The sequence below is a fragment of the Streptococcus sp. 210928-DFI.4.42 genome (genome assembly GCF_020554365.1).
Classification (GTDB): Bacteria; Bacillota; Bacilli; order Lactobacillales; family Streptococcaceae; genus Streptococcus; species Streptococcus parasanguinis_S.
The window spans coordinates 13,412-35,345 of record NZ_JAJCHF010000017.1 but is presented as its reverse complement, the minus strand read 5'-3'; the positions used below and the strand labels follow the sequence as shown (position 1 = coordinate 35,345).

Genomic DNA, 21,934 nt, shown 5'->3' with positions numbered 1-21,934 from the left:
CAAACGGTGGATTTTTTATTTGGTTGTTAAGAGGAGGGTAGTGAAACCAAGGATGGCAAAGATCCCCCAAGCTAGGGGAAGGCTCCAGATAGCTAGACTAGAAAAGAGAGCTGTCCCAAGTGGCATGGCAAAGCTGACCATCAGTCCCAAAAAGCTAGAGGTAGAAGCTAATTTTTCAGCGGGCAATTTGCTCATTAAAAGGCTGGAAACTTTTGGGTTGATTTTTGCTACAAGATAACCAAGGAAAGTGATGAGTAGAAGGGAAAGAATGTCCCAGTGTCCCAGGATATTTGTGAACCCAAGCATGGTCAGCCCACCTGCTATCCACAGGAGGATATGGTGGAGCGATTGCTTGGAAAAATAGTCATGGGGTGTCAAGCTAGCCCAGACCATGCTTAAAATAGTCACAGCCTCTAAGATCAAGAGGGATTGGCTAAAACTCAACTGAAAGAAGGGGGAGTGAAGCAGTTGCAAATTGTAGATACCTGAGATGGATCCCCCAAGGGCATTGATGAGAACCAATGAGAAGAGCAACTTGCCAAAGTGGTGAACCTCCTCATCTGCAAAAATACTTTTGGCGTTCTGGTACATCTCTTGGCATTCGTGTACCAAAGAATTCTTACTTTTGGGCTCAATGACGGGAGCATGTGTCAGCTGCTTTTTTCTAATCAAGAGACAGGTAGAAGACAGGAGAAAAGTCACTGCATTGATCGAAGCGACCAGGGCAAAATTTTGATGGCTGATAGCTAGCAGCCAAACTCCTAGAGCTTGTCCAGAAATCGAACAGACCATACTAAGCAGTTGGTTGAAGGAATAAGCCTCCATTAAATCCTCGTCTGGGATGTTCTTTTTCATGATAGGGAGTTGCAAGCCTCCGCGATAATCACTCAAACAATCTGAAATAATGTTTAAAAAGCAAACAATCGAAAAGGCTAGGTAACCCGGAATCTTGGTCATGAGAGCAATAAGAATGAAGAGGATAGCTTGAAGATAGCCAATGCGGATCAACCAGTTAGCTTTTTTCTTCGTGCGGTCAGCCTTCATCCCGACAAAAATGGTAAAGAGGCTAGGAATAAATACAATGAGATTGGCAATGCCAACTGCTAGGCTCGGTTGCGGCATACTGGCAGCAAAGACCACAAAGACCAGATTGTAGATGGCAGCGCCAAGGGTATTCAAAAAACGAGAAAGACTAAGTAAGGCAAAAATTTTATTACGAGCTAAGAGTTTCATGAGCCTTCCTCCTTCACGTGATCAGTTGCTAGGACTTGTTTGATAGATCGAACGATCTGTTTGAAGAGGTCTAGTTTCTCATCATCAGAGAGAAGAAGTTCCTGATCCTTCAGATAAACGCTGGTATGTGAGAGAAGAAAGCGGAGGAAGTGGTTTTTTAGTTTGGTCATCATGGGAAGAACCTTCTTTCTTTACTTGATAGTCCTATTGTAAACCTAAAAAGCAAGAAAAAATTAATGTTGCATATTTTCAACAAAAACTCACAGAGTAGATCTGTGAGTTTTTAGGATTTATTGATCAGTTCTTGCAGGCCCTGTTTGTAGTAGTTGGCACTGTCCTTACAATCCAGAATAGAGAGAACCTGGATGGCCTGTTCCATCTTTTCAAGACCGATTTCTTTTTCTCCCTTTCGATAGAGAAATTCTCCTTTGGCGTAGAGATAAACCGTCCGAAGGTAGGCTTCGTTCTCAGAGTAAAAGTGGTCGTTAATTAGGTGATCAAAAAAAGATGCATCTTCAAATTCATTTGAACTAATGGCGAGAAAAAAGCCATTAAGGAAAATAGAATTGATGGCAGGACGAGAGGAATCTAGGAGAAGCTTGAAATCCTCCCTTTGGACCAACTCCTCTGTGTATTGTCGATAGAGCTGACTAGAGAAAAGTGGAGAGGTCAGAGAAAACAGGTTTAATTCAAAATTTCCCCAGATTGTGACAGAGAAGAGATAATCATGGAGGAAATCCAGTTCCTCTTGGCTAGCGGTGAGCTCCACCTCAGGATAGAAGCCAAGCATTTGGACTTTGAGAATAATGCTGGCTAAGAGGTCTTCTTTTTTGTGATGTTTCTGATAGGCTAGCTGGTAGCTTTGGTACAAGGCTTGGTCGTGTTCCAAGCTCATGTTTTCATAGTGCTCTTTCAACAATTTGGGAATAAAAGAGTGCTGATCGATTCCAGCTAGATGGGAAAACTCACTGAGGCTGGTTTTGATCTGTTGAAGGGCCTGAAAAAACCGTTGCGTGGTCAGGTCATTTTCCCCTCTTTCAAATCGAGATAGCATGGAGCGTGAAAATTCGCCACCCGTAGCCTCCTCTAAAGAGATGTGGCGACTTTCACGTATTTGCCGAAAAACTGCTCCGATATCTTTCATGAATTCTCCTCTATCTAACATTGCTCAATGCCCTAGCCAGTGACCCTCTTTTGTCCAAGAGATGGTGGGACCTTGTGTACAACACCAATTGGCCTAGTTACTGTATCTTTTTTCATGATTATAACAAATTTTTGAGGAGACTTCTTGGTTGAGGGGCAGCTTCATGATATACTAGTAGTATCTAGAAGATTTGAGGACAAAAGAATGAACCTATTTACACAAGAAATCCGTAAAAATCCTGAAGGACTAGCCTTTGATCAAGAGTTGGATTTGCTCAAAGAATTGCAAAAGCGTAATCCAGAAATTCTTGATTTAAAGAATGTGACGGCGACAGGACGAGTTGCCTATGATACAGGCCTCTATATCTTGGATTATCAGTTGAGCTACACCATCGTTTTGGCATCTAGCCGAAGCATGGAGCCTGTTGAGATAAAAGAAAGCTATCCTGTAACAGAAGTGTTTGCGGAGGATGTACAGTCTGACGCAGATATCGAAGCTCTTGAGGAAGATCTGATCCTTCCAATCGAAGGTGGGAAGATTGACCTGAGTGAAAGCGTAGCGGATAATATCCTGCTCAATATTCCTCTCAAGGTTCTCACTCCAGAAGAAGAGGCTGGACAAGGTTTTATCGAAGGCAATGATTGGAAAATCCTATCCGAAGAAGAATACCAAGCCGCTCAAGCGATTAAGAAAGAAGAAAACAGTCCTTTCGCTGGTCTCCAAGGTTTATTTGAGGAAGAATAGGCTAGGGATGACATATTAAAAATCTCAACATAAATACAGGTCTTTTCTTTGAGGAAAGGCCTTCTTTTGATATACTAGGATTAATAAACAACAGAGGGGAGACCTCTAAAAAAGGAGAAAAAGTATGGATACTTTATTTATTCCAGGTTGGTTGATTACTGTTGTAATCGTAGCCATTCTTGTATTGATCTTGTTGGTCAAAGGGTATGTCAATGCTAAACCCAACGAAGTCGTGGTCATTACCGGTCTTCGGAAGCAACGTCACTTGCGTGGGAAAGCTGGCTTTATGATTCCCTTTGTCGAACAACGCTCTTATCTTGATATTGAGCAATTCTCGACAGATGTTCGGACGTCAGAAGCAGTCCCAACACTGGACTTCATTAACGTCCGTGCTGATGCAGCTGTTAAATTAAAAATTGGTACAACCGATGAAATGATTGCCCGGGCTGCAGAAAACTTCTTGAACTGGAATACGACAGATATTTCCAACTCTGTCCAAGATGTCTTGGAAGGAAACCTGCGGGAAGTGATCGGTCAGATGGAGCTCCGTAAGATGGTCAATGACCGTCAAGAGTTTGCCTCAAAAGTGCAAGATAACGTAGCACCAGACTTGGCTAAAATGGGTCTAGAAGTCATCGCCTTTACGGTTCAATCCTTCTCTGATGAAGGGGGAGTCATCGATAACCTCGGGATTGAAAATGTTGAAACCATTAAGAAAGATGCCTTGATTGCCAAAGCCAAAGCAGAACGCGAACGCAAGGAAGTCGAAGCAGAACAAGATAAATTGGCCAACGACAAACGCGTCGCTGCCGATCTTGAAATCGCGCAAAAACAAAACGAATTAAAACTCAAACAAGCAGCCCTCAAGCAAGAAGCAGATATTGCCCAAGCAAAAGCAGATGCCGCTAAAGGGATTGAGGCAGAAGTGCAACGTCGTGAACAAGAGCGCGTGGCAGCCGAAGCCAATATCATGAAACAGGAAAAAGAAGCGGAAGTCAAAGAGCGCGAAGTTAAGGTTCGTGAGCAAGAATTGGATGCCAACATCCGCAAACAAGCTGAAGCTGAAAAATATGCGCGTCAACAAGCTGCAGAAGCAGAATTGATCGAACGCCAACGCAAGGCGGAAGCAGAACTCTTCGAAACACAAAAAGAAGCCGAAGCTCGAAAAGCTCAAGCCGAAGCTGAGAAATTTGCCCAATTGCAAGAGGCCGAAGCTATTGAGGCTAAAGGTCGTGCCGAGGCTGAAGCCATTCGCTTGAAACTGGAAGCCGAAGCCAAAGGTTTGGACCAAAAGGCCGAAGCGATGAAGAAAATGCAAGAAGCAGCCATTACTGAAATGGTCGTTGACAAGTTGCCTGAAATTGCGCGTGCTGTCGCAGAACCATTAACCAAGGTTGATAAGATCACCATGTACGGGGAAGGCAATGCTTCTAAGATGGTGGGAGATATTATGCAAAGTATCGACCAAGTCTCTCAAGGAGCCGGATTTGATATTCGTCAATTGCTAGCAGGAGCTCTTGGAGTTAATATGACGGTCAACAAACTCAAAGAAGGAGAACAACCGGTCATTGAAGCAGAAGAGTTAGCTTCAAAAGAAGATTAATGTCATTCATCAGAAAGTGTCTGAGGACTGTAACTCAGGCACTTTTTGTTTTTTGCTTCAAAGTAGATAGGGGCTATCTTTTCTACATGAAGGGGCAGGGTATGATTTTCTACTTTCATTTGATGTCAAAAAATGGTAGAATATAGGCAAACTATAAAGAGGAGTGTCACATGACAAAAGCAAACTTTGGTGTTGTTGGTATGGCCGTAATGGGTCGTAACCTTGCCCTTAATATTGAATCTCGTGGATACACAGTTGCTATCTATAACCGTAGTAAAGAAAAAACAGAAGATGTTGTTGCTTGCCATCCTGAAAAGAACTTTGTGCCAAGCTATGATATCGAAAGCTTCGTAAACTCAATCGAAAAACCACGTCGTATCATGCTCATGGTTCAAGCAGGACCTGGTACTGACGCAACCATCCAAGCCCTTCTTCCACATTTGGATAAAGGTGATATCTTGATCGACGGAGGAAACACTTTCTATAAAGATACCATCCGTCGTAACGAAGAGTTGGCGAACTCAGGGATTAACTTTATCGGTACTGGTGTATCTGGTGGGGAAAAAGGTGCCCTTGAAGGTCCTTCAATCATGCCTGGTGGGCAAAAAGAAGCGTATGACTTGGTAGCTGACGTTCTTGAAGAAATCTCTGCAAAAGCGCCTGAAGATGGAAAACCATGTGTGACTTACATCGGTCCTGATGGAGCTGGTCACTACGTGAAAATGGTCCACAACGGGATCGAGTACGGGGATATGCAATTGATCGCAGAAAGCTATGACCTCATGCAACACTTGCTTGGACTTTCTGCAGAAGACATGGCTGAAATCTTCACTGAATGGAACAAGGGTGAATTGGACAGCTACTTGATCGAAATCACTGCGGATATCTTGAAACGCAAAGACGACGAAGGTCAAGATGGACCAATCGTAGACTACATCTTGGACGCTGCAGGAAACAAAGGAACTGGTAAATGGACTAGCCAATCAGCGCTTGACCTTGGTGTGCCATTGTCACTCATCACTGAGTCAGTATTTGCCCGTTACATCTCTGCCTACAAAGAAGAACGTGTACATGCTAGCAAGGTTCTTCCAAAACCAGCTGCATTCAAATTTGAAGGAGACAAGGCTGAGTTGATCGAAAAAATTCGTCAAGCCCTTTACTTCTCAAAAATCATCTCTTACGCACAAGGTTTTGCGCAATTGCGTGTTGCTTCTAAAGAAAACAACTGGAACTTGCCATTTGCGGACATCGCATCTATCTGGCGCGATGGATGTATCATCCGTTCTCGTTTCTTGCAAAAGATCACAGATGCTTACAACCGCGATGCAGATCTTGCTAACCTTCTATTGGATGAGTACTTCTTAGATGTCACTGCTAAGTACCAACAATCAGTTCGTGACATTGTAGCTCTTGCTGTTCAAGCCGGTGTACCTGTACCAACCTTCTCAGCAGCCATCACTTACTTCGATAGCTACCGTTCAGCGGATCTTCCAGCGAACTTGATCCAAGCACAACGTGACTACTTTGGTGCTCACACATACCAACGTAAAGACAAAGAAGGTACCTTCCACTATTCTTGGTACGACGAAAAATAATCTTGCTCTATGGTCAAACGAGTTCTACTAGTAGAAAATGAGAAGCAAATCGCGCGCTTCATTGATTTGGAACTTCAAAAAGAAGGGTATCAAGTTGATGTGGTCGAGGATGGAAAAGCGGGTCTGGCTTTGATTGCTGCGACCAAATATGATCTGATCTTGTTTAATTACGATTTGTCAGATATGTCTGGTGAAACATTCGCAGAGGAAATCAGTCGGATTCGCCCAGCTTCTGTTTTGATTGTTTTGGATAGCCGCGAAAAAATTGCTGAGCACCAAGAGAGTATTCAGCGCTTTGCCGTTTCCTATATGGTTAAACCCTTTATTATCAGCGATTTGGTAGATAAGATCACAGCCATTTTTAGAGGACGTGATTATATTGACCAACATTGTAGCCAGATGAAAATCCCAACATCATACCGCAATTTGCGCATTGATGTGGAACACCATACCGTCTATCGTGGGAAAGACATGATTAGTTTAACCCGCAGAGAGTATGATCTCTTAGCGACTCTGATGGGAAGCAAAGGGGTGGTGACACGAGATCAGTTGTTGGAAAGTGTCTGGAAGTACGAGAGTACAGGTGAGACTAATATTGTGGACGTCTATATCCGTTATCTCCGTGGGAAAATTGATCTACCCGGTCAAAAAAGCTATATTAAGACCGTTCGTGGGATTGGCTATGCCATGCAAGACACATTAGAATAAAATATTCGAACCCTTAGAGGGTTCGAATATTTTTATGACTCAAGGGAAACGTTTGCGTTTGGAAAGGATGGGTTTAAAAAAGGATTTGGCTAAAAAAAGATAAAAAAAGATAAAATTTAGAGAAAAAAATGAATGTAAGGCTTTACAAATTTTTAAAATGTGGTATACTAGAAACAAATTAAGCGCAAACGTTTTCTTAAAAACAAAAGCCTTAAACAATATAAGGAGGTTGAATGATGAATAAAGGATCATTCAAAAGTTTATTTAGCTTTGAATTCTGGCAGAAGTTTGGTAAGGCCTTGATGGTCGTTATCGCTGTCATGCCAGCTGCTGGGTTGATGATTTCAATCGGGAAATCAATCCCTATGATCAACCCGAATTTATCTCCACTTGTTATTACAGGTGGGATTCTCGAACAAATCGGTTGGGGGGTTATCGGTAACCTTCACATCCTCTTTGCACTCGCTATCGGTGGTAGCTGGGCCAAAGAGCGTGCTGGGGGTGCCTTTGCGGCTGGTCTCTCTTTCATCTTGATTAACCGTATTACCGGTGCAGTTTTTGGAGTGACATCTGCAATGTTGGCTGATAAGGATGCTACCGTTCATACGATCTTAGGTGGATCAATTAAAGTTGCAGACTACTTCATTAGTGTCCTTGAAGCACCGGCACTTAATATGGGGGTGTTTGTAGGGATTATCTCAGGTTTTGTTGGAGCAACTGCTTTCAATAAATACTATAACTACCGTAAACTTCCAGAAGCCCTTTCTTTCTTTAACGGGAAGCGCTTTGTCCCATTCGTTGTTATCGTTCGTTCAGCTCTTACAGCCTTGGTTTTGGCAGCCTTGTGGCCAGTGGTTCAATCAGGAATTAATGGATTCGGTGTCTGGATCGCCAACTCACAATCAACAGCTCCAGTATTGGCACCATTCTTGTTTGGTACCTTGGAACGTCTTCTCTTGCCGTTTGGTCTTCACCACATGTTGACCATTCCAATCAACTATACTCAATTAGGTGGTAGCTACCAAGTTCTTACAGGTGCTGCCAAAGGAACAACTGTATTTGGACAAGATCCACTTTGGTTAGCTTGGGTAACAGACCTTGTTAACTTGAAGAAGGCAGATCCTAGCCAATACCAACACTTGCTTCATGCGTACACACCAGCTCGTTTCAAAGTTGGTCAAATGATTGGATCATTTGGTATCTTGATGGGGGTTGTAGTTGCTATCTATCGCAATGTGGACCCAGATAAGAAAGAAAAATACAAAGGGATGCTTTTTGCAACTGCCCTTGCTACATTCTTGACAGGTGTTACAGAACCAATTGAATACATGTTCATGTTCATTGCAACACCATTGTACTTGATCTACGCCTTTGTTCAAGGTGCTGCCTTTGCAATGGCTGACTTGGTTCACCTTCGTGTCCACTCATTCGGTTCAATCGAGTTCTTGACACGTACCCCAATGGCCATCAACGCTGGTTTGGCATTAGATATCTTTAACTTTGTATGGGTAACAGTCCTCTTTGCCTTTATCATGTACTTCATTGCTAACTTCATGATTAAGAAATTCAATTATGCAACTCCAGGACGTAACGGTAACTATGAACAAAATGATGATGCCCCTGCAGGAGATGGTGCAGCAGCAGGTGCTGCTACAAGCTCAGCAAGCTCACAAGTCATTAACATTATCAACCTTCTTGGTGGACGTGCTAACATCGTCGACGTTGACGCATGTATGACTCGTCTTCGTGTAACCGTTAAGGATGCTGAAAAAGTAGGAACAGAAGAACAATGGAAAGCTGAAGGCGCTATGGGTCTTGTCATGAAAGGACAAGGGGTCCAAGCGATCTACGGACCTAAAGCTGACGTATTGAAATCTGATATCCAAGACGTTCTTGATTCAGGTGAAGTTATTCCTGAAACACTTCCTAGCCAAATGACAGCAGTTCAAAAAGCTGAAGCAACCTTTAAAGGGGTAACTGATGAAGTGCATTCCGTTGCAGATGGTGAAGTGATCAACATCGAAGATGTGAAAGATCCTGTATTCTCACAAAAAATGATGGGTGACGGATTTGCGGTTGAGCCTGAAAATGGCCACATCGTTTCACCAGTTGCTGGTAAAGTTACTAGCGTCTTCCCAACCAAACATGCCCTTGGTTTGGTAACAGATAATGGTTTGGAAGTCTTGGTTCACATCGGTCTAGATACTGTTAGTCTTGAAGGAAAACCATTTGAGGTTAAAGTTTCTGAAGGTCAAACAGTGGCTGCTGGAGACCTCTTGGTAGAAGCAGACCTTGATGCGATCCGTGAAGCTGGTCGTGAAACTTCAACAATTGTTGTCTTCACAAATGCAGATGCGATTAAATCCGTTAAGGTCGAACATACTGGTAAATTGGCAGCAAATGCGCCAGTTGCAACAGTAGAATTATAAAAGACATCGGCAAAGAAAATGAGGTTGGGGCAGTGCACCCGGCCTCTTGCCGTTTCTTGATTTGGAGAGAAGGAGAAATCAGGGGATGAAATTTTTAACATTAAATTCCCATAGTTGGATGGAAGAGAATGCTCAGCAAAAATTTGAAACCCTCAAGGAACAAATTTTGGAAGCGCAATATGATGTGATCTGTTTCCAAGAGGTCAATCAAGAAATGGGCTCAGAAGCAGTCGAAACAGATGAGTATTATCAAGCCTTGCCATCATCTGTAGCCATTCACAAAGATCACTTTGTTCGCGTATTGGTAGAAGAGTTAGCTGCTCAAGGACTCCACTATTATTGGACTTGGGCTTATAACCATATTGGCTATGATCACCTCAATGAGGGTGTGGCCGTTCTTTCGCGTCAACCCTTGAAGGCGGATGAGATTTTGGTATCCAATATGGATGATCCAACGGACTACCATACTCGTCGAGTAGCCGTTGCCCATACAAGTGTAGATGGCAAAGAGATTGCTGTTGCCAGCGTCCATCTTTCTTGGTGGGACAAAGGTTTCCAATTTGAGTGGCCACGCATTGAGAACTACTTCAGCCAAGTAGGCAAACCCTTTATTCTAGCTGGTGATTTCAATAATCCTGCCGGTCAAGAAGGGTATGAGACGATTCTATCCAGTTCCCTTAAGCTTCAAGACAGCTTTATCGAAGCTAAAGAAACAAAGGGGACTTATACTGTAGGTCCTGGAATCGATGGCTGGACGGATAATCAAGTTCCATTGCGAATCGATTACGTCTTTGCAAGTCCAGAATGGGACATCCAGCGTCTACATGTCATTTTTGATGATCAAAACAAACCCCATGTCAGTGATCACTATGGCTTAGAAGCCGAATTATCACTTTAATATAAATGGAGAGTCGAAAGGAAAACGATTTTATTCAATCGTCCTTCGACTCTTTTTTATGGATCAATGAGGAGCAAGCATAGGGGATTCTCCTGTTCTTCTGCTTTCTTTACGATTCAATTTATGGTAAAATGAAGTGTTAAAACAGTTTAAGGAGGTAGCAAATGCGTTGTCCAAAATGTGGTGGAAGTAAGTCTAGTGTGGTGGATAGTCGACAAGCTGAAGATGGGAATACCATCCGTCGTCGCAGGGAATGCGAAGAGTGCCATTATCGCTTTACTACCTACGAACGAGTGGAAGAGCGGACTCTAGTGGTCGTCAAAAAGGATGGGACACGCGAGCAATTTTCTCGTGATAAAATCTTTAATGGTATTATCCGCTCAGCTCAAAAACGGCCTGTTTCTAGTGACGAAATCGAAGAAATTGTAAACCGGATCGAGCAAAAGGTTCGCAGCCAAAGTGATAATGAAATCAACAGTGAATATATTGGTTCGTTGGTCATGGATGAGTTAGCAGATCTAGATGAGATCACCTATGTCCGTTTTGCTAGTGTTTACCGGAGTTTCAAGGATGTCGGTGAGTTAGAGACCCTCTTGAAACAAATTACGAAGGGAACCAAGAAGAAAAAGGAAAAATAGATGAAGCCCAATACGCCTTTCGCATTTTTAAAAAATAATCTTCTTCCACCGGCAGGGGCTGCATTGGAGCAGTATTACCTGCCTATTTTGGAGACGGAAACAGTAGCAGTTTATCGTTATCTGCTCGCCTCTTATGATCAGGGTGAAAAACAATATTTACTTGCTCAAATCCTCAATCACTTAAATATAGGATTTCCACAGATGCTACTCGCCTTTGATCGCTTAATTGCTATGGGGTTGATCGATCTCTATGAGGAAGAAGTTGGGATCACCATCCAGTTACATGCTCCTCTTGCCTCAGAACAATTTTTTTCGAATGCTGTTTTCAAACGCTTGCTTGAAAAAAAGATTGGGGAAAAGGCCGTGGAGGATCTGCTCCCAGCACGCTCTTTAGGGACTAGACGGCAAGTTTCCTTCTCGCAAGTCTTTGGACTAGATGCTGGGGAGGTGACTGTTCTTCCAAGTAAGAAACAGCAGTTTGATATGGAGATGTTTAAGCGAATGATGGGGCGTGATGGACTTCGTTTTGTGGATGAAGGAGAAGCAACCCTAGCCCTCTTTGCCATCGCAGAAGAGCAACAATGGACCTGGTATGAAACTTATCTTTTAGCGAAAGAAACAGCTGTAGACCGGATTGTCTCTCCAAAGAGAATGAAGCAAAAGTTGGCTCAGGCGAGCCAAGAGCAACCACGCATGTCCTATAGCCGTCAGGAAGAAACCATTCTGAGGGAAGCTAAGGCAAAATCCAGCCTACAATTTCTAGCAGAGATTAAGAAGGCGCGCAATGCGACCATTACGCAGAGCGAACGCAAGACATTATCCAAGTTAGCTGATCTAGGCTTACTAGACGAGGTGATCAATATTATCTTGTTGTTGACCTTTAACAAGACCCAGTCTGCTAATCTCAATGAAAAGTATGCTTTGAAGGTGGGAAATGATTTTTCTTATCAAGGGGTCAACAGTGCAGAACTAGCGATTTTAAAAGTTCGAGAACGCCAGGAACAAGCTAAAGCTCAAGGAAACAAGGGGACGAGTCCTACATCAGCCAAGGGCAAGAACAGCAATGTTCCCAAGTGGAGCCAACCAAACTATCAAAATCAAACCAGTCAAGCAGAAAAGGTGGATCTTGCTAAAGAGAAACAACGCCTATTAGAAAAACTGAATCAAGGAGGTGAGTAGATGGAAAGTGTAGGTCAAACCATGTCTCACATGAACCGTGCGCGTCAATTTAACTATGAGGATTTGGTCGCACAGATCTTGGCAGACCAAGAAGTGGCTGCCTTTATCAAGGACCAGTCTTTGTCTGAACAAGAAATTCGACGGAGTATTTCAAAATTTAATCAATACATTAGTGAACGCAACCGTTTCTTATTGGGAGATCCGGATTATATTGCCAAAGGTTATAAGCCCATCCTCACCATGAATGAAGGCTATGCGGATGTCGCTTATGAGGAAACGCCAGAGTTAATCGAAGCCCAAAAACGAGCTGCGATCAACCAACGTCTCAACTTGATCAATCTCCCTTCAACCTTGAAAGAAGCGAGTCTAGCCAAGGTGGAACTCGATGATAAGGGGCGATTTGAGGCCTTTGAAGAATTAGCTAATTTTGTGGCCAACTATCCTGAATATCAAAAGGGGATCTACCTCTATGGTGATTTCGGAGTAGGAAAGAGCTACATGATGGCAGCCTTGGCTCATGATTTATCCGAAAAACGCCAGGCCTCTACTACCCTACTTCATTTTCCAAGTTTTGCTATCGATGTTAAAAATGCCATCAGTTCAGGCTTGGTCAAAGAAACCGTCGATCAGGTGAAAAAAGCCGAAATTTTAATTCTCGATGATATAGGTGCGGAACAGATGTCAGCCTGGGTGCGAGATGAAATCTTACAAGTGATTTTGCAGCACCGAATGCAGGAAAATCTCCCAACCTTCTTTACTTCTAACTTTAATTTTGAAGAGTTGGAACGTCATTTTGCAGCTTCGCGTAATGGAGATGAAACCTGGCAGGCCAAACGGGTCATGGAGCGCGTGAAATTTTTAGCCAAGGAAATCCATCTGGAAGGAGTCAATCGCCGATGAATGAAACCATCCGTTTAATGAAATCTCATTTTTCTGTTCGCCGTTTTAAGGAAGAAGCCATCAAAGAAGCTGACCTCAAGGAAATTTTATCAGCTGGGCAGATGGCATCAAGTTGGAAAAACTTTCAGTCTTATTCTGTGATTGTGGTCAAAAGCAAGGAAAAGAAAGAAGCTCTTTACGACTTTCTTCTTCAAGAAGCGATTCGCCAATCAGCCGTCTTTCTCCTCTTTGTTGGGGATTTAAACCGCGCTGGAAAAGCTGTCAAACTTCATGAGCAGGATTTCCATCCTGAAGGGGTGGACAACTTACTGATCACCTCAGTGGATGCGGCTCTAGCAGCTCAAAATACGCTATTGGCAGCTGAAAGTCTCGGCTATGGTGGAGTGATTATCGGCATGTTGCGCTACTGTTCAGAAGAAGTCGCAGAACTCTTCCGTCTGCCAGACTATACCTATCCTGTTTTTGGGATTGCTCTCGGAGTACCTAATCAGCAGCATGCAGTGAAACCACGTTTGCCATTGGAGCAGGTTGCTTTTGAAGAAGAATACCAAGAACAAGACCCATCAGTTGTGACTGCCTATGACAAGGTTCAGGCAGATTATGCTGGAGCGCGTGCAACAGACAGCTGGAGCGAGCGCCTTGCAGCTCAATTTGGTCAACCTGAACAAGAAGAGACCAAAAAACTACTAGAAAAACACAAACTATTATGAAATGAAGAGAGGCGTTCTTGAACCGAGGTCTCGCCTTTCATTAGAAAAGAGGAAATCATGGCCCTACCAACTATTGCGATTGTAGGCCGTCCCAATGTCGGAAAATCTACACTCTTTAACCGGATTGCCGGTGAGCGGATTTCCATCGTTGAGGATGTAGAAGGAGTCACTCGTGACCGCATTTATGCAACAGCTGAGTGGTTGAATCGAAAATTTAGTATCATCGATACGGGGGGAATTGATGACGTAGATGCCCCATTTATGGAGCAAATCAAGCATCAGGCAGAAATTGCCATGGACGAAGCAGATGTGATCGTCTTTGTTGTTTCTGGAAAAGAAGGGATCACGGATGCGGATGAATATGTCACACGTATCTTGTATAAGACCCATAAACCGGTTATTCTTGCAGTCAACAAGGTGGATAACCCAGAGATGCGCAATGATATCTATGACTTTTATGCCTTAGGACTGGGCGAGCCACTACCGGTATCCTCTGTCCACGGGATCGGAACTGGGGATGTTCTCGATGCCATCATCGAAAATCTTCCGAATGACACAGAAGAAGAAAATCCAGATATCATCAAATTTAGCTTGATTGGTCGTCCAAATGTTGGGAAATCAAGCTTGATCAATGCGATCCTTGGAGAAGACCGGGTCATCGCAAGCCCTGTTGCTGGAACCACACGGGATGCTATCGATACCCATTTTACCGATGCAGATGGCCAAGAATTTACCATGATCGATACAGCTGGTATGCGCAAATCTGGTAAAATCTATGAAAACACTGAGAAATATTCTGTCATGCGTGCCATGCGTGCCATCGACCGCTCAGATGTGGTTTTGATGGTTATCAATGCCGAAGAAGGGATTCGGGAGTATGACAAGCGGATCGCTGGCTTTGCTCATGAAGCTGGAAAAGGGATGATCATTGTTGTCAATAAATGGGATACTATTGAAAAAGACAACCATACCATGAAGCAGTGGGAAGATGACATTCGCGATCAATTCCAATACCTTTCTTATGCGCCGATTGTTTTTGTCTCTGCCTTAACCAAACAACGCTTGCACAAGTTGCCAGAGATGATCAAACAGATCAGTGAGAGTCAAAATACACGGATTCCTTCAGCTGTCTTGAACGATGTGATTATGGATGCCATTGCCATTAATCCAACGCCGACCGATAAAGGAAAACGCCTCAAGATCTTCTATGCGACACAAGTGGCAACCAAGCCGCCAACTTTTGTGGTCTTTGTTAACGAAGAAGAACTGATGCACTTCTCATACCTCCGTTTCTTGGAGAACCAAATTCGCAAGGCCTTTGTTTTTGAAGGAACTCCAATCCATTTGATTGCTCGAAAACGGAAGTAGGGAATAAGAGACAAATGGATCAAAGTGGAGAAGGATATTTCAAATGATAAAACGCTCATTCTTCCAACTATGAAAATAACTAAAAGTAGCGCATAAGCGTTGCTTTTTTTAATAAGCTGGTAAAATGAAGTGGAGGATAGTCAGATGCGTAGTATCATGGTCCGGATATTCTTTATTCCTTATGCTTTTTTTAAGGATGAGTAGAGTGAACTCATGAACATCATGAGAGCTTTAGGTTTGTGTACTTATTATTTAAAATCTATCTGTATCTCCTGTTTCTCGGTTCGATCGTAAGCTTGGAGCTCTTGATCCTATTGTTGGGGATTTTATTAAACAATAGGTCGTGTTTTTTGTCTTTTTCTGTGGGCTATCGGGATCTTTCTCCTCTCTATTTACCTATTCTGTCTAATGTTCGCTCAAACAGTTAAAAGAGAAAAATCATGGATAGCTGATTGAGGTAACTCTGTTACGAAATCAGGTGAAAAGCTGGGACAAGACTGTCTCAGTTTTTTTCTAAAAGTAAGTTAAAATCCTTTTAATAGTAAAATTATCTTTTCTAATTTTATCTTAAATATGGTATAATAAAGGGATTAATCTAAGGTGGTAAACATGGCAAAATTAATTCCTGGGAAGGTTCGTTCACAAGGGAGCCTTCTCTATGAAGCTGGGAAAGTTTCCCTTCAGGAAGTAAAAGAAAAATACCTGTATTTTCGGGTGGAAGAAGAAAGCTTGCGGTACAGTTTAGACGACGATGCTGTTTTTTGTAGCTGTGCTTTCTTTCAAAAGAAAAAATTCTGTACGCATCTGGCAGCTGTAGAAGCTTTCTTGAAGAATGATGACAGTGGGAAAGCAGCTCTTGCAAGTCTTGAAGAAGACGCCACGGCGACTGAAGAAACGCAGGAGAAGGTTTCTTTTGGAAGTTTGTTTTTAGACCAGGTCCTTCCAAAAATCGAAAAAAAAGAAACACGCTATGTCTTATCGGCAGTTGGGCAGGAGGATGAATACTCTGGTCAATTCTTGTGGACCCTTCGCATTCGTCGCTTGCCAGACGAGCGTTCTTATGTGATCAGAGATGTGCTAGCTTTTTTGCAGACCCTTCAGAAAGAAGGCCACTTTGCAATTGGCAAAAGTTACTATGAACCTATTTCTTACTTAGAATTTGATGGACCTAGTCAGGATGTGATCAATTTCCTACAAGGCTTGGTCACAGATAGTGGATCAAAAGAGCAAGATTTCTTTCCCAATGCTGGGCGCCATCTTTATTTTCCACCGACTCTATTTGAAGAAGCTGTAGAATTACTAATGAATTTGGATTCCTTCCTCTTGCAATATAGCTTGTATGATTTTTCTGAAGTCTATTTTCAGGATGTCCATGGGGAGGAAGATCTCTTTCATTTTCAGGTGGAAGACCATGGTGATTTTTACGAATTGATCATTACTGAGCCACAAGTGAAGGTTGTCGAGTCTGCTGTTTACCTGTTTCGAAATGGTGTCTTCTATCACCTGACGCCCCAACAGCGGACCTTATGGAAGGCGATCCAAGATCTTCCAATGGATCAGGATCGCAAAAAACGCCTGCATTTTGATCCAACGGACCAAACAAAGCTTTCCTATAGTTTAAAAGAGTTCAAAAAACTGGGACAAATAACAGCCCCGACCAGCTTTTTAATCCACGATTTCACTCCGGAATTTCATTTTGATCTAGCACAGGATCAGACTGTATTACTGGATGTTGTCTTTCAATACCAGGATCGTGTGGTGACCACGCGTGAGGAACTTCTCAATCTTCCTTATTCTAGTGATTTCGATAAGGAGCAAGAAGTCTTTTCAACCATGCTAGCAGCAGGTTTTACGGATGATTTTTCTTCCCAAAGAAGTCCTTTATCAAGTGAGCAAATCTATCCATTCTTTCACCAACAGATCCCGACTTTTGAAGCCTTAGGAGAGGTTACCCTCTCTGATAGCCTTTTAGATCTTTATCAAGTGGAGCGTCCAAAAATTGATGTTAAAACCAATGGCAGTCTACTGGAGATCGGTTTTGACTTTGAAAGTGTGGATCCAGCCGAAGTGGACCAGGTCCTCAAAGCTCTAGTAGGGCAAAAAGACTATTTTGTCAGCCATACAGGGAAAGTTCTTGTCTTTGATGAAGAAACCAAGAAGATCAGTCGAGCCTTAGCAGATCTGCGGGCGAAAATGAGCAAGGGTGGGAAACTACAAGCCCGCCGGATTGCCGCTTATCAGCTATCTGATTTGTTGGCAGATCAAGACAATGTTCATTTTTCAGAAGACTTTCGAAATTTAGCTCATGATTTGACTCATCCAGAAGACTTCCAACTCCCTCAGATGACAATCCAAGCGACCCTAAGGGATTACCAAGAAACAGGGGTTAAATGGTTCTCCATGTTAAATCATTATGGTTTTGGTGGTATTTTAGCGGATGATATGGGGCTTGGGAAAACCCTGCAGACTATTTCCTTCTTGACCAGTGTCGCAAAAAAAGAAACTAAAATCTTGATTCTAGCTCCATCTAGTCTCATCTACAATTGGAAACAAGAATTTTCAAAATTCGCTCCTCAGATGGAAGTGGCAGTCGTCTATGGTCTCAAGCAGCACCGAGATGAACTCATCGCAACCAATCCACAGGTAGTTATCACTAGTTACGCGTCTTTTCGTCAAGATGTGGAGGAATACCAGAAGAATCAGTATGAGTACTTGATTCTAGATGAAGCCCAGGTCATGAAAAATGCCCAAACCAAGATTGCCCAACACTTACGTGGCTTTGAGGTTCCGCATGTGTTTGCCCTATCTGGGACACCGATTGAAAATCATGTGGGTGAACTCTGGTCCATTTTCCAAATTGTCCTTCCAGGGCTCTTCCCAGCTAAAAGAGAATTTCAAAAATTGAGTCCTGAGACCATTGCACGATTTGTCAAACCTTTTGTCATGAGACGGAAAAAAGATGAAGTGCTCCAAGAATTACCGGACTTGATTGAAACAACCTACCACAATGAGTTGGATGAAAGCCAAAAAACGATCTATTTGGCTCAATTAAAACAAATTCAAGATCGGGTTCGAAGCTCTAGCGAGGAAGAACTAAATCGGAGTAAGGTGGAAATTCTCTCGGGTCTCATGCGCCTTCGCCAAATCTGTGATACCCCCGCCCTCTTTATGGAAGACTATCAGGGAGATAGTGGGAAATTAGAGAGCCTTCGAGATCTTTTGGGTCAAATCAAGGATGGCGAACACCGGGTTTTGATCTTCTCTCAATTTAGAGGCATGCTGGATATCCTAGAGCAGGAAATTGACCAGCTTGGCATGACCTCCTTTAAAATCACAGGTTCTACTCCGGCCAAAGATCGTCAAGAAATGACCAATGCCTTTAATGCAGGTGAGCGCCATGCTTTTCTCATTTCTCTGAAGGCTGGAGGGGTAGGATTAAACCTCACTGGTGCCGATACGGTCATCTTAGTCGATTTGTGGTGGAATCCTGCAGTGGAAGACCAGGCTATTGGACGTGCCCATCGAATGGGACAGGAACAAAATGTTGAAGTTTATCGCATGATTACTCGTGGTACGATTGAAGAGAAAATCCAAGAACTGCAAGCTTCCAAAAGACACTTGGTCTCAACGATTTTAGATGGAACGGAAACACGATCTAGTTTATCGGTTGAGGAAATTCGTGAGATTCTTGGAATTCAGTCAGAATAGCTTGAAAAATTCTGTGAATAGTTTATAATTAATGGAGTGTCGAAAGGAAGAAAGCATGACAGAAAAATATTTTCCTCAAGTAGGGGATAATGAGTTGATGTTAACAGAGATGCCCCATATGAACCTGTATGATGAAACAGATTTGATTAGTAACATTACAGGCGACTATGTGGATAAAAATTATTTGGAATGGCAACCGATTGCTGAAAATACCAAACCTAAGCATCCTTACCATCAACCACTAGAAGAGCCTCTACCGAAAAGACGGCCAGTAAGAAAACCTGATTTTAAAGAGCCGATTGATAAAAAAAGCCCTGCCAATCGTTATGCAGAGGAAGCGAGAGAGCGTGCACGTGAAGATCTGAAAAAGAAACGCACAGCCCCCTATCTGACAACGGATCCAGCAGCTACTACAAGTAAGCGGAAAAAACCGTTTATTTCAGAACGGAAACCTGGTCAGCCAACGGCTCCCTTCCAAAAGGAAAATCCGGGTGAATTATTGAAATATAGCAAACGATTGCGACAAGATCAGTTGATCCTTGCAGAGTTCGAATCTGCAGGAGAACCAGAAGTGGCAGAACCTACTGAGAAGAAAAACAATTATGATTTCTTAAAGACTAGCCAAATATACAATAAAGATCAGCACAAGTTGAAACCACAGCCGATCAAACAAGAATTGGATTTAACCCATCTAGATCAAGAATAAGGAGAAAACATGTCTAATACATACCATTTTATTGGAATTAAAGGAGCAGGGATGAGTGCTTTAGCTCTCATGCTTCACCAAATGGGACATACGGTTCAAGGGTCAGATGTTGAGAAGTATTACTTTACGCAACGTGGCTTGGAACAAGCAGGAATTCAAATTTATCCATTTGATGTGAAAAATTTGGAAGGCGACAAGATCCTCATTGCCGGGAATGCTTTCCGTCCAGATAACAATGTGGAAATCGCTTATGCAGATGAGCATGGTTTAACCTATAAACGCTACCATGAATTCCTTGGTGAATTTATGCGTGACTTCGTCAGCATGGGAGTTGCCGGAGCACACGGGAAAACCTCAACAACAGGGATGCTTTCGCATGTCTTATCAAATATCACTGATACCAGTTATTTGATTGGTGACGGGACAGGTCGTGGCTCTGCAGCAGCCAAATACTTTGTCTTTGAATCAGATGAGTATGAACGCCACTTTATGCCTTACCATCCTGAATACAGCATCATCACCAATATTGACTTCGACCATCCAGACTATTTCACGAGCTTGGAAGATGTCTTTAATGCCTTTAACGATTATGCCAAACAAATCAGTAAAGGCCTCTTCATCTACGGAGAAGACAAAGAATTGCGTCGGATTACCTCATCAGCGCCAATTTATTACTATGGTTTTGATAAGGAGACGGACGATTTTGTGGCAAGCAACTTGCTTCGCTCAACGACAGGTTCAACCTTCAACGTTCATTTCCGTGGAGAAGATTTGGGGCAATTCCATATCCCAACATTTGGTCGTCACAACATCATGAATGCTACAGCAGTCATTGGTTTGCTTTACATTGCAGGATTTGATTTAGATTTAGTCCGCGAGCATTTGAAGACCTTCGCTGGCGTGAAACGTCGCTTCACTGAAAAAGTAGTCAATGGAACAGTGATTATCGATGACTTTGCGCACCATCCAACGGAAATTATTGCAACCCTGGATGCGGCCCGTCAAAAATACCCAAGTAAAGAGATTGTGGCCATTTTCCAACCACATACCTTTACACGGACCATTGCCTTGTTAGATGAATTTGCAGAAGCCTTGAATCAAGCAGATGCTGTTTACTTGGCACAGATCTATGGCTCTGCGCGTGAAGTCGATCACGGCGATGTGAAAGTTGAAGATTTGGAAGCAAAAATTGTCAAACGCTCAGCGATTATTACAGCTGAGAATGTTTCTCCTCTTCTTGACCATGATAATGCAGTCTATGTCTTTATGGGAGCAGGAGATATTCAAACCTATGAATACTCATTTGAGCGTTTATTATCTAGTTTGACACATAGTGTACAATAAGAGATGATTGAGTCTGGAATCTTTTGGTTCCAGACTCAAATTTATCTGTCCACTGAAGGAGTATGAGATGAGGAAAGCAGGATGATGATTCGATCAATCACCCCAGCTGATCAAGAACAGCTGCTGTTACTAGAAGAAGAACTTCATGGCAATGAAGGAAAGGAGCACAGGGCCACTCTTGAGGAAGCGCTAGGTTCGAAGGAAGCCATTTCTTTGCTTGCAGAGCAGGCGGGGGATGCTGTGGCTTACTTGTTGGCGACAGAAGACCAGCCTTTAAAAAGAGACCTAATTGTATTGCGACTAGCAGTGAGACCAGCCTTTCAAGGTCAAGGCTATGGTTCTATTTTAATCGCTGCTTTAAAGGATCTAGCTGTTCAAAAGGAAAAGGAAGCCATTTGGATCGATTGCCCAGAAGACTTACTATCTTATTTTTCCCAGCAAGGATTTCGAGATGAAGCTGAGTCTGATCGAGGTGTCCATATGGTTTGGGAACGATAGAAGGAGTAAATGATGAAAGAAAAGATTCACATTAGACAGGCAGAGCTGCAGGATTTGGATGCCATCGAGCGCATTGAGCTTGAGAATTTCTCAGAAGAAGAAGCGATTGCGCGTGAGATTTTAAAAGATCACATTGAAAAGATTCAAACGACATTTCTTGTAGCAGAGTGCCAAGGTCAGATTTTAGGCTATTTAGAAGGACCTGTTAGACCGGAGCGCTATTTGATCGATTCCTCTTTTTCAGAGGTTGAAGATCTAAGCCAGTTAGAAAAGAGCTTTATTTCCATTACGAGTCTATCCATTGATAAAGAAGCCCAAGGGCTAGGGGTTGGAACCCTCTTGCTTGAGGCAATGAAAGAGATTGCGGTGAAAGATAATCGCCAAGGGATCAATTTGACCTGTCATGATTATTTGATTCCTTATTACGAAAAGCAAGGATTTACCAATGAAGGCCGGTCAGAATCCCAATATGCGGGTGAAGTTTGGTACAATCTGGTCTGGGAAAATGAAAACCTTGATTAAATAGGTA

At 42.8% G+C, this 21,934-nt stretch carries 19 protein-coding genes; 16 read left to right on the top strand and 3 right to left on the bottom strand.

Features of this window, described 5'->3' with window-relative positions; translation table 11 throughout:
* Positions 1-15: 15 nt before the first annotated feature.
* The 3 genes from LIZ08_RS07365 to LIZ08_RS07355 form a co-directional block, all read right to left on the bottom strand.
* A complete protein-coding gene (locus LIZ08_RS07365) occupies positions 16-1,233 on the bottom strand; it encodes an MFS transporter (RefSeq protein WP_049474032.1) in 1,218 nt (405 codons plus the stop codon).
* On the bottom strand, positions 1,230-1,406 hold the full coding sequence (locus LIZ08_RS07360; protein WP_173019072.1) for a hypothetical protein: 177 nt from the start codon (positions 1,404-1,406) through the stop codon (positions 1,230-1,232). Before LIZ08_RS07360 ends, LIZ08_RS07365 begins: the two co-directional genes overlap by 4 nt.
* Positions 1,407-1,516: 110 nt before the next feature.
* Complete coding sequence (locus LIZ08_RS07355) at positions 1,517-2,377, bottom strand: helix-turn-helix domain-containing protein (RefSeq protein ID WP_155124689.1); 861 nt, start codon at positions 2,375-2,377, stop codon at positions 1,517-1,519.
* A 204-nt stretch (positions 2,378-2,581) separates the two neighbouring features.
* Here LIZ08_RS07355 and LIZ08_RS07350 point away from each other — a divergent pair, with 204 nt between their 5' ends.
* The 16 genes from LIZ08_RS07350 (at position 2,582) to LIZ08_RS07275 (ending at position 21,927) form a co-directional block, all read left to right on the top strand.
* On the top strand, positions 2,582-3,121 hold the full coding sequence (locus LIZ08_RS07350; RefSeq protein WP_156671850.1) for a YceD family protein: 540 nt from the start codon (positions 2,582-2,584) through the stop codon (positions 3,119-3,121).
* A 124-nt stretch (positions 3,122-3,245) separates the two neighbouring features.
* Complete coding sequence (locus tag LIZ08_RS07345; protein WP_003008427.1) at positions 3,246-4,724, top strand: flotillin family protein; 1,479 nt, start codon at positions 3,246-3,248, stop codon at positions 4,722-4,724.
* Positions 4,725-4,894: 170 nt separating this feature from the next.
* Positions 4,895-6,319, top strand: a complete 1,425-nt coding sequence (gndA, locus tag LIZ08_RS07340; RefSeq protein WP_049472054.1) for an NADP-dependent phosphogluconate dehydrogenase — start codon at positions 4,895-4,897, stop codon at positions 6,317-6,319.
* Positions 6,320-6,328: 9 nt separating this feature from the next.
* The gene (locus LIZ08_RS07335; protein WP_227038593.1) at positions 6,329-7,027 is read left to right on the top strand and encodes a response regulator transcription factor; all 699 of its coding nucleotides are present in this window, start codon (positions 6,329-6,331) and stop codon (positions 7,025-7,027) included.
* 233 nt (positions 7,028-7,260) lie between these two features.
* Positions 7,261-9,456 (top strand): PTS transporter subunit IIBC, encoded by a 2,196-nt coding sequence (locus tag LIZ08_RS07330; protein WP_118095474.1) that lies wholly within the window; start codon positions 7,261-7,263, stop codon positions 9,454-9,456.
* A gap of 85 nt (positions 9,457-9,541) precedes the next feature.
* Positions 9,542-10,354, top strand: coding sequence for an endonuclease/exonuclease/phosphatase family protein (locus LIZ08_RS07325; protein WP_049492433.1), 813 nt, complete (start codon positions 9,542-9,544; stop codon positions 10,352-10,354).
* Positions 10,355-10,518: 164 nt separating this feature from the next.
* Entirely contained in the window at positions 10,519-10,992 is a 474-nt protein-coding gene (gene nrdR, locus LIZ08_RS07320; protein ID WP_003005476.1) for a transcriptional regulator NrdR, read from the top strand.
* Positions 10,993-12,171, top strand: coding sequence for a DnaD domain protein (locus tag LIZ08_RS07315; RefSeq protein ID WP_227038592.1), 1,179 nt, complete (start codon positions 10,993-10,995; stop codon positions 12,169-12,171).
* Positions 12,172-13,071: a primosomal protein DnaI gene (gene dnaI, locus LIZ08_RS07310; protein ID WP_003008404.1), complete on the top strand. Its 900-nt coding sequence runs from the start codon at positions 12,172-12,174 to the stop codon at positions 13,069-13,071.
* Entirely contained in the window at positions 13,068-13,781 is a 714-nt protein-coding gene (locus LIZ08_RS07305) for a nitroreductase family protein (RefSeq protein ID WP_227038591.1), read from the top strand. The genes dnaI and LIZ08_RS07305 overlap by 4 nt, the downstream gene beginning before the upstream one ends.
* Before the next feature lie 57 nt (positions 13,782-13,838).
* On the top strand, positions 13,839-15,149 hold the full coding sequence (gene der, locus LIZ08_RS07300; RefSeq protein ID WP_031575509.1) for a ribosome biogenesis GTPase Der: 1,311 nt from the start codon (positions 13,839-13,841) through the stop codon (positions 15,147-15,149).
* A 609-nt stretch (positions 15,150-15,758) separates the two neighbouring features.
* Complete coding sequence (locus LIZ08_RS07295; protein ID WP_223345054.1) at positions 15,759-18,857, top strand: DEAD/DEAH box helicase; 3,099 nt, start codon at positions 15,759-15,761, stop codon at positions 18,855-18,857.
* A 55-nt stretch (positions 18,858-18,912) separates the two neighbouring features.
* Positions 18,913-19,563, top strand: a complete 651-nt coding sequence (locus LIZ08_RS07290; RefSeq protein WP_003017389.1) for a hypothetical protein — start codon at positions 18,913-18,915, stop codon at positions 19,561-19,563.
* A gap of 9 nt (positions 19,564-19,572) precedes the next feature.
* Positions 19,573-20,907 carry a UDP-N-acetylmuramate--L-alanine ligase gene (gene murC, locus LIZ08_RS07285; RefSeq protein WP_227038590.1) on the top strand — a complete coding sequence of 445 codons (1,335 nt, stop codon included), beginning with the start codon at positions 19,573-19,575 and terminating at the stop codon, positions 20,905-20,907.
* An 81-nt stretch (positions 20,908-20,988) separates the two neighbouring features.
* The gene (locus LIZ08_RS07280; RefSeq protein WP_024054776.1) at positions 20,989-21,405 is read left to right on the top strand and encodes a GNAT family N-acetyltransferase; all 417 of its coding nucleotides are present in this window, start codon (positions 20,989-20,991) and stop codon (positions 21,403-21,405) included.
* A gap of 12 nt (positions 21,406-21,417) precedes the next feature.
* Positions 21,418-21,927 carry a GNAT family N-acetyltransferase gene (locus LIZ08_RS07275; RefSeq protein WP_227038589.1) on the top strand — a complete coding sequence of 170 codons (510 nt, stop codon included), beginning with the start codon at positions 21,418-21,420 and terminating at the stop codon, positions 21,925-21,927.
* Positions 21,928-21,934 lie beyond the last annotated feature (7 nt).